Below are 9,817 nucleotides of genomic sequence, written 5' to 3'. Positions count from 1 at the left end.
GCCGGCGTGGCGAACATGCGCTCCGCCAGTACCTTCGTGTTCGGGATCTTGCCTTCGCGTAACTTATCCAACCAATATTGCAGCCCCTTCAAATCCGGCGCCCGCCCGAACTGCGCCACATACAGTTCCGTCACGTCGGTCACCGTCTCCGCATCCGCCCCCAGCGTGGGATCGGACTGCCCCAACGCCGCCACCGAGAACGCCAGCAAAACGCCACCAACCGCAGCCCTCGCCGCCTGGATCCACCCTCGAGAACCCATTACGCCCCCTTGTATACCACTCACCCCGTTCCCCATGGCCCGCCCTGTAGCCAGCGCCGGCCCGGTTCGTCGAGTATAGCCGCCCCATCACGATCGTGCCGCCATCAGGGGCTGGCGCTACGCAGGCTCCGGTTGCCGTTACCTCAAGGATTGCACGCCACTTTAGTCTATAGGTAACCGGCCACTACGATTTCTCGTTAGTGGTCGGCTGCAGGGATGATCATGTCATCCATCACGACGCCCTCGGTTCGCTGTAGCGTAGGATCCCCGCTCCCCGTTTTGAGGTAGACCTCGGCTATCCCGCGAACTGGGCGTTCATTTTTTTCGTTTACGGTCTGAAAGCCGATAAATTGCGATTCGCCGTCCTCTGTAATCACGGTTTCGGTGGCAAGAAGATTATCGTCCGCATCATATATACTGATTCGAGTGCGACCGATATCAGGGAAATCAGCGTCTATGAAGTAAACACCGAAGGCACTGACGGCGCGGGCGTCGTTAGTGAACGTAACGGTTGTCTCATTATTGCGTGGCGCGGCCACATTCGGCGGGCTGAGGGACACATACTGCTTCGGGTAACCGAAATCCTCGTCTACAAAGAAGCCTCCTTTTCCCCTAATCCGCAGTGGCGGGAATCCGTCCTCGCGCACCTGTGTACGTGACCTGGAATGCGCCTCAATGGAGTCGAAACCCGTAACATGCAACGTTCCAACCGAGGTCTTGAAATCCGCCCTCGCATCGAACTGATTCACCAATATTGGATTCGAATCCGTTTCATCGCCAGCCCGTCCACTCACACAGAGTACTTTGCGATCACTCCCCCAAGACCCTAGGTCGATTTCATGGGATTGGATATTGTCGTGGGACAGGTAATGGCTCGGAAGTTGGCCGTCGTGTCGGCTTATGTAATACGCACGGGAAGCGCTGTAGAACTGCTCTCCATTACGCAGCACCGCGGCGCTCTTGTCCTCGGGGGTCAGGCCGGTATCGCGATAGAAGGCTGCCAAGCTTCCGCCATTGTCAAAGTACGCCACCACATCCGCCCAGTCCGCGACGTCATAGCTGGCGCCGAATTCGTTGGCGCATATCAGGCTGCGGTCAGCGTCGAAGGCATAGCGATGCGCGGTACGCCGAAATGGGGTCTCACTGCCGTCGGCATCGTCGCCGGAGCCTGCGCTGCCGTCCTTCCCTCCGCTGTCTCCGTCATCCGTACCAGAGCCAGGCTCATCGGTACCATCATCCGGCACCGCCTGTTGCGCCTGCTGCACCAGATCATCGAGTCGGCCGAGGTCGCTGGTGTCCAGCTCCGCCGTCACGGGCTCCAGGATGCGATAGGCAGAGTCACCCCCCGTGCCGTCCACGGAAACGTAGTACTCGCTGACGTTGAGCTTATTGCGGAACAGGTCACGGCTGCGCTGGCCGGCCGCGGAGGTGCCGTCGTATTCCTCGACGGCGCGGATCATGGCACTGACCACGCGCCCGATGCTGTCATGACGCTCGAGCTTGTCCGTCCAGTAGCGCAGGCCTTGCCGGTCCGGTTCCCGGCCCAGCGTGTTCCGATAGAAGGTGGCGATCAGCTCCTCGTTACCAATCCCCCGGGGGAACTGCTCCCGGGCCGCATCGGTCGCGTACATGGCCTCCGCTACGGCCGCGTAATCGGCCAGGGCCCCGCTCGCGTATTTCTCCGTCCAGTACATGAGCCCTTCCCGGTCTGGGGCGCGTCCGAACATCGCGATATAGAGGGCGACAATCTGGCGCCTGGCTTCCTCCATGTCGGCGGGTCTTTGGGGTGGGCTTTCGGCATCGTTCGGGTCGGTACCCTGTTTCACCTCGCGGGTGTTGGAAATGCCGTCCCCGTCGACATCGCCGAACGGATTGTCCAGTGTGCTCCGAACCTCCAACCAGTCCGCATGCTCGTCCACTTCCTGATGGAAAAGGGTTTCCACGGCCTGCCAGTCGTAGTCATCCTTGCCGAAGAGGCCCGTGTCCAAACCGGCCCGATCCGCGAAACCGTCCACCAGTGCCTCGAATCCCGGCGTGCTACCACGCTCGTAGCCGGCGTTTACCACTAAGGTGTCCCAGTCGCCGAAACTCTTCTCTATGAACGTCTCCAGCATGAGCCGGGTCAGAAACACCTCGTTGCTCCGCTCCTCGAGCTCGTCAAGCGCGGCGATCCCCGCGATGTTGTTCCGAATCGACGCAAGATCTGAGCCTAGCTGCTGCGCCACCCCGATCCAAGTGGCCACGTTGTGCGGCTGGACGAACAGATTGGCGATGGTGAGCCCATGCTGGATCACTTGATCCGTTATGAAACCGTCAAGTTGGGAATCGCCCGTTCCTTCAAGGCCGACTCCCAAGAGCTGCCCGAGTTTTTTCGCGATCACACCACCAGCGGCGCGCTTACCATCCGTAGCAATCAGGGCAACATCGAGCGCGGTATCGGTAGTGACAACATGCGTCATATCCGCAACCGCCTTCGCGGTGCCGACATTCCCGATACGGGCTTGTAGGTCCATGAAACGGGCATGAAGGGACGGCTGCACCTTCATCCGGTACAGCGGGGCATACCAGGACTCCTTGCAGCTGACCTCAGCGGTGCCCGGGTGTAGGTGGATACAACCCTCGCCATCGGCGTCGGGGAAGAAGTCCAACCGAACCGCCGGATCCCTCTCTCGTTCTTGCCAATCCAGGATCAGCAGATACGGGCCGTCCTCCACGAAAAACCGGGAGTGCCCTCCCGTATTGAGGGCATAGGCGCCAGTTGCACGATATTCTCCCGAACGGATCCGCGCCAGAGGGTAGGCGGATAAGGAGGAGGCATCCGTGGCGAACGGAACCGTAATGACCAACGTCCCCGGGCGATCGATACCCTGGAGGAAAAGCCAGCGCTCCCCGGTGTCAGGGCCCAGGGCGGCGTCGTCCGTTGCGCTATTCCAGTGCGGCGGCAGGATGTGAAAGCCTGGCTCCTCGGCCGCCTTCACACGGCCATCCACGTGGACCTCCAACGCCCGCGCGGTGGGGGCCGCCACCAACAACAGCGCGAGCAGCAGTGCCAAAAACCCACTGCACCAACGCCGCGCATTACCCGCATCATCCATGATCCCCCCTAAGGTTCTTCTGCTTGTGTGATGCCCGATGGTCAGCTTAGCCACGCCACAAACAAACCGGCAACCCGATCACACATCATCTGCGACACAGTTTGTCGTCGCAGGACAGGAAACGGGACTCAACGAGACAGTGGGCCGACACGAGGCAGGCGATTGGCGCTGACCGGCAGGGGGAGAACCGCAGTCACGGTCTCAGGCGAGCAGGTAGGGTTCGGTCTCCATGGGCAGGCCGATATCGGCGAGGAGGTCGAGCTCGGTGGCGGTGACCTCGGCATGGCCACCGGGGGCAAGGCCCGGGGCCATCAGCCCTTCGGCGAGGTGGCTACCGTCCCACTCGCCATTCGGTAGTGGCGCCAGGGCAAGGGCGCCGCTGCGCTCGCCGTGGAAGAACCCGTCGCTGCTGCGGGCCTCGAAGGCGGTACTGGTGAACGGATCGAGGGTGTCGAGGATGCCAATCAGGTGCCCCATCTCATGGGTGAGCACGGTCTCGGCGAAGTCGGGATCGGCGAGGAATTCCTCCAGCGGCTCGGCCACCGTGATCGTACCGTCCAGCGACGCGCCGTTGGCGTCCTCACCGGTGATCAGCTCATGCTCGGCGATGGTACGCATCCAGGTGTTGCCGTCCACGGCGTTGCTGCCGGTTCCGATGAGCGGGGTGTACGCCCAGGCAAGGGTACCGTCATCACGGGGGTCGTAGGCCAGGCCGACCTCCAGGCTACGGTCCGCCATGTCCGCATCGAAGTGGCGGGACCAGTTCCCCCAGGCGGCCTCCATCAGCCCCTCCAGCATCCCGCGATGACCGTCCAGGCGCGGGTCCGCGGCGATACTCGCCTCCAGGGCGGCGGTCGGTTCGGCGCCGCCCAGCGCCGCATCGATAAACGCGGCGATGGCCTCGCGGCTGCTGGTATCCGTCTGCGGTGTTACCCGCTCGACCACAGCATGGGCGCCCTCGACGGTGCCAGGGCCCTCCACGGCGAAATGCTCCGCCACCGCGATGCGGTTGCCGAGCAGTGCCTGGCTGCGTGCCCCTTGGGCGGCGAGCTCGGCATCGCCCACCGCCCCCGGATCGAAGGACAGGACGCCCTCGACCATGGCGGCGATCACCGTGCCGGTGTCCGGCGCCCGCTCGAGCTTATCCGTCCAGAAGGCCAGGCCACCGGAATCGGGGCTGCGGCCGAGGGTGTGCTCGTAGAATCGGGTGACGGTCTCCTCGGCGGACAGCCCCCGGGGATACTGCGTGCGTGCCGCGGGGGTGTCGAACATGGCCTGAGCCAGGGCCGGTGCATCCGGCAGCGCACCGGCGGCGAGCTGATCCCGCCAATAGGCGAACCCCTCGGCACCCGGGGCGCGACCGAAGAGGGTCACATACAACGTGGCCACGAGTTCGTCGCCGGTGTCCCCCCGGGCGGGATAGTCACCGAACATCCTCGTCCCCAGCGCCGCGGCGCTCAGGAATCCTTCGGCAGGTTCTCGCGCAGCGCCCGGCCGTAGGCCTTCATCGCGGTGCGCGTCAGGGCCAGCTTGGCCTCGAGGCGCTGCACCTCCTGCTCGGCGAAGCGGTAGCTCTGCAGGTTGGCCTTGGCCTCGTCGCTCAGGTTATCCACCGGGTATTGCCGGCCGTTGATGGTCACCGTCGCTTCGTTGTGGCGCTCATCGGTCATCGTCATTATTCCCTTCCGTTCCGTTACAGATTGTCAAAGTCAAAAGAGATCGCATCATCGCCGTCACCGAGCAGATCACCGATATCCGCCCGATTGACACGCGCGCGCTCCGCAAGTAGTCCATCATCGAGATTGGTCAACGACAGCAATGCCTCATAGGCAAGTGCCAACGCGCCACTCGAGTGGAGCCGCTGCAGGGTATCACCGCTACACGCGCGCAATGCCGAGCGATCAATCACGCGCATTCCGCTGAGTCCCCTTGCGTCGTCGCCCCCACCGGACACCGCGATCTCCTTTTCTACGAGGAGCCTCGCCTCCGCAAGCTCCGCGACCTGTGCCCGCGTGCGCTGCTCATCGCGGTGCAGTGCCATGAGTACGTCGCGCGCCCGTCGGAGGACTGCACTGGCCACACCGTTACCGTCCATCAGTCGTTCCCCGTCGGAGGAATCGAAATGCGGCGCGGCGCGATCGATCTGGATGAGCAGCCGCTCTCGGTCCTCGCCGTCTACCGCGGTCAAGCGAAAGGGATAGCTACGCACGACCGCGGGCACGTAGCGACCAAGCCATTTCCCGGTGTCCGCGATGTGGAGATTCTCCCCGGGGGCGAGCCCCGCCAACGCCTGAGGAAGACCGTCGTCCCCACCCGGAAAGACCACCGGCATCTCCCGGGCGATACGCGAGACCTCGGCAGCCACGAGCGGCACGAGCATCTGCTCCCGGGCGAAATCGTATCGCGCCAGCGGCTTATAGCGCAGCTCCCCATGATGACGTGTGTCCAGTATTTCCGGTTGATGGAACATGGCACCTCCCGGTGATCCAACTTGGCAAGTAAAAAAAAAGGCCACCCCGGAGGGTGGCCCATCGTACCATCACACGCCCTTTTCGGGCGCCGCCGCGCTTACGATGCGAAGGCGAAGTTCTCGTTGTTGAGGTCGGCCTCGGTAACACCCAACAGGGTGATCTCGAAGTCCATGCCCTCGTTCGAGGTGATGGTGGTATCGCTCCCGTCATCGGTGATGTTGATATCCGCCAGCCCTTCGACGCCGAGGTCCCGCATATCCAGGACCGTCACGTTGCTCAGGCTGACACCATCCTCGCCCAGGCCATTGAACTCGTCGATGGTCCAGGTGTTGGTGGTGCCACCGGCGTCCTCGCCAGCATCCTCGGTGAACCGGAACGTGGTGATAAAGGTGGACACCGCTTCTGACTCATCGATCGGGCCGATCGTCGTTCCACCACCACCAGAATCGTCCATCTCGTAAGAGAAGCCGGTCACCTCGGAGTCGACGGGGTTGCCGTCTTCGTCCACGACATCAAAGTCGACGGAAAGGATGCCGTCCTCAAAACTGGCGTCATAGGCGACATCGTAGTCGTTGCCGCCCAGGGTCACCGTGGTGGCCGGCAGCCCATCGATCTCATCGGCCAGCGCCGTTAGGGCATCCGCACGGTTATCCTCTCCGCCCGCCAGGGTGTACGTCAGCGTACCAGTCGGTGCCGTGAAGCCATCAATGAGACCGTCGACCGTGACCGTGATCTCGTCATTGACATCGTAGTCGGCGTCGTCACCGAGCTGCTCTGCCTTGAACGCTGCGGTCTGACCGAAGTCACCCAGCAGGTCGAAGAAGAAACTATCGGAATCGACCCGCACCGTGGCATTGCTGCCGGTCTGACCGCTCCAGCCGGAGATGAAATCACCCTCGTAGCCGGTGACATCGATGCTCGTCAAGGACGTGTTAAGGGGCGTAAGGAAGAGCCCATCACCGTCCTCACCACCACCGGTGATGTCCAACGTCCGGGCGGCATCATCCAGTGCCAGATCATGGCCACGGAACCCACCGAGCTGCGAACTAGTCACTTCGAAGTTCACGGTGTCGAAGCCGTTCACCTCGGTCTCGTTGAGGCCGACGATGTTGTCGGCAAGCCGCAGGTTCAGGACACCATCGGACGCCGCGTTCAACGTGTTCGGCGCGGTCGCCATGGATGTGGTGGTGGCATCATCGACGCCGAGCTGCACATCAACACCGCTGCTGAGGTTATCCAGCGTTACGCCGTTGCCGGCACCACGCAGAGCGATGATGTATTCCTCCGTGCCAGTGGCATTCGCGGCATTGAAGCTGAAGGGGTTATTCGTCCCGTCCCCGGCGTTCGCGCTGGCCCCACTCGTGAACAGGTTGGCCAGATCACTGCCGGTGTTCCAGCCGAACTGGATGGTCTCGACGCCATCGATACGGGTATTGATGCCCCCCGTCGCGCCGTACAGGGCGAGGCGATCCTCCTCCCCTTCGGTGCCGACGATCTCGTCATCCGAGCCCTGGTCCAGCAAACCAGCATCCACGGCGAGTGTCAGATCGCCTTCCAAGGCGGAGCCATCGATGCCGAGCTCCTGACCGGCGTTCTCCGCGAGGCTGGAGACGTGCGCCGACAAATCCTGGGTGCCACCGAACTCCACGCGGGAGGCGTCTTCGGCCTGAATATCCTCAACCACGTTGGAGGTATCACGACGACCACCGGAGATGACCTCGACGGTATCGGTATTCCCCCCATCGATCACCAGGCTATCCACGTTCAACACGCCGCTGTTGCGGGCGGTGTTGTCGAGGGTCACCGTCTGGGTCTCGGCCTGCGGATCAACCAGCACGATGTCATCGAAGAGCTGGTTGCTGTCACCATTACCCGCACCGAGGGTCTGGTTCTTGCCGCTGATGGTCAGGGTGGTGTCCGCCTCCAGGTTGGAGATGGTGCTGTCGCTGTTGCCGCTAGTGGCAACCCAGACCTCTTCCACACCCGGAAGGGCATCCATGTCGGCATCAACATCGTTGTTGCCGGCGAGAACGAGCTTCTCGAAGCTGTCGAACACCGCAGGGGTGCTGTCATCATCGACGCCGATATCGCTGGAGGTCTCCAGGGTATCGAAACCGTCCTCGCCCTCAAGGGTCACACCCGCCAGTGCGAACTGGCCGCCGATGAGGTTGACACGATCATCGCCATCGCCGGTGTTGACGTTCATGGCGAAGTCGGGATCCCCGGCCAGCGCGTTGTTCACGGCAACGGAGAGGATGTCGTCGTTGGCGGTGCCAGTGTAGTCGAAATTGACCACGTCCTCGGCGTCATCGAGATACCGATCAATGGAATTACCGGTCAGGTTGATGCCTGCGTTGAGACTCCCATCGAGGGCGCTGGCATCGAGCACACGGACATCGGTGAGCCCGCCGACCGCTCGACCGTCGATAGTGTCGGCATCGGTGTTACCGAGGGTGAGATCACCCTCCCCGTCGACGTAGACTTCCTCAAGGTAGTTGTCACCGTTGCGGAAGTTGGTGGACATCATGCCCTGGAGGTGGCTGTCGCTGACGACCTCGACATCGAAGACCTCGACGCCACGATCGCCGGACATGGCACCGATATCGAGCATCCCACCCTGGGAGCCATTGCCGGCGTCGTCGAGGAACACATTCGTGCGGGTCTGGCCTTCCACCTCCTGCGCCTCACCGAGCTGGACGCGGTTGCGCACGTCGATGTCGCTGGCGGCACCGAAGATCAGGGCCTCTTCGGCGGTCACCTCGAAGGTGCCGCTGTTGGCATCCTCGATGACGAACTGGCCGTTACCGCGGTGCTCGACGCTCAGCGAATCCAACCCCTGCGAGGCCAGCTCATCGCTGATCGCCGTCTCGAGATCCGCCCAGGTGTCCGCCGCCTGGATGTCGTCGGACTCCAGGGTGAAATCCTCCCCCTCGAGGGTGAAGTTCACCTCACGCACGGAGATGTTCTCGAGCTCGGTGTCAGCAGGGTTCTGCCCGTCAGTGATTTCCTGGATGGTCAGCGTGAACGCCGACTCCGTCTCGGTCACCTCGCCGGTGAGGTAGTTGGCGTTGAAGTACGCCCCGAAGCTGGCGCCCGCGTTAAGACCGGCACCGCCCGGATCGGTACTACGCATACCAAAGGCGGTATCCGCCGGGTTCGAGCGGATGTCCTCGATCTGCAGGTTCGAGCGGCTGTTGTCGCTCCACCACTGCTCGACACCGCTCATCCGCTCGGCATCGACGCTGGAGCCGTTACCGAGCAGGCCGATGAGGCCGGCACCACCGGTGGAACCGCCGGTATCCACAGTGGCGGACTGCACGCGGAAGTTCACGACCTCCACATCGTCGGTGATCGGCGAGATCGCGGGGCCGACCGGCACACCACCGGAGGTGGTCAGGGTCACGTCCGCATTCAGCGTATCCTGGCCCTCGTCGCCATCAATGCGATCACCGGACTCCAGGGTATTGGTCACCGCGCCGTCGTCGTTCTGCACGGCGGGGGCCTCGAAGACGTCGTCGCTATCGCTGCCGGAGAGGTCATCGCGCCCGACGGTCAGGTCCGTATCCGGCGCCTCGGCCAGGGCGTCATCGATGATGGACTGAATGGCCTCGTCGCTGGAGGTGTCGCTGTCCGCGCTGACCGCGTCCACGACCTCGCTGGCGCCCTCGACCGTGCCGGCACCGTTGACAGCCCAGTACTCGGCGACGGCGACCTTGTTCTCGAACAGCGCCTGGCTCTCCAGGGCCGCCGGGTCGTCGCCCTCGTAGTCCCGCACCGCCTGGATCATGCTGGCGATGACGGCACCCTCGCTGTCGGCCTCATTGAGCTTGCCCGTCCAGAACGCCAGGCCCTCGGCATCCGGCTGACGACCAAGGGTATTGACGTAGAACTTCTCGACGATCTCCTCGTTGCTCAGAGGGTGTTTACAAAAAATGGTAGACTGACGCCATAGCTACTCGGGGGAAAGCGTTATGGCAGGACGGGGGCGCCC

At 62.9% G+C, this 9,817-nt stretch carries 6 protein-coding genes and 1 pseudogene; all 7 read right to left on the bottom strand.

Annotated features, from left to right (window positions below):
• A partial coding sequence (locus tag ACQ754_RS16740) for a DUF4214 domain-containing protein (RefSeq protein ID WP_440998189.1) occupies positions 1 to 260 on the bottom strand: 260 nt, incomplete at its 3' end.
• 197 nt (positions 261 to 457) lie between these two features.
• Positions 458 to 3,355 (bottom strand): DUF4214 domain-containing protein, encoded by a 2,898-nt coding sequence (locus ACQ754_RS16735; protein WP_440998188.1) that lies wholly within the window; start codon positions 3,353 to 3,355, stop codon positions 458 to 460.
• A 201-nt stretch (positions 3,356 to 3,556) separates the two neighbouring features.
• Positions 3,557 to 4,789, bottom strand: coding sequence for a DUF4214 domain-containing protein (locus tag ACQ754_RS16730; RefSeq protein ID WP_440998187.1), 1,233 nt, complete (start codon positions 4,787 to 4,789; stop codon positions 3,557 to 3,559).
• A gap of 23 nt (positions 4,790 to 4,812) precedes the next feature.
• On the bottom strand, positions 4,813 to 5,031 hold the full coding sequence (locus tag ACQ754_RS16725) for a hypothetical protein (protein ID WP_440998186.1): 219 nt from the start codon (positions 5,029 to 5,031) through the stop codon (positions 4,813 to 4,815).
• A gap of 17 nt (positions 5,032 to 5,048) precedes the next feature.
• Positions 5,049 to 5,825 (bottom strand): SapC family protein, encoded by a 777-nt coding sequence (locus ACQ754_RS16720; RefSeq protein WP_440998185.1) that lies wholly within the window; start codon positions 5,823 to 5,825, stop codon positions 5,049 to 5,051.
• A gap of 98 nt (positions 5,826 to 5,923) precedes the next feature.
• A complete protein-coding gene (locus ACQ754_RS16715; RefSeq protein ID WP_440998184.1) occupies positions 5,924 to 9,613 on the bottom strand; it encodes a hypothetical protein in 3,690 nt (1,229 codons plus the stop codon).
• A gap of 3 nt (positions 9,614 to 9,616) precedes the next feature.
• A pseudogene (locus tag ACQ754_RS16710) lies at positions 9,617 to 9,760 on the bottom strand (DUF4214 domain-containing protein); the annotation flags it as partial.
• Between the last annotated feature and the right edge of the window lie 57 nt (positions 9,761 to 9,817).

The organism is Arhodomonas sp. SL1, assembly GCF_052060015.1.
In the GTDB taxonomy this organism is placed as follows: Bacteria; Pseudomonadota; Gammaproteobacteria; order Nitrococcales; family Nitrococcaceae; genus Arhodomonas.
The sequence above is the reverse complement of the archived record's forward strand: the minus strand, read 5'-3'. Positions and strand labels throughout refer to the sequence as shown.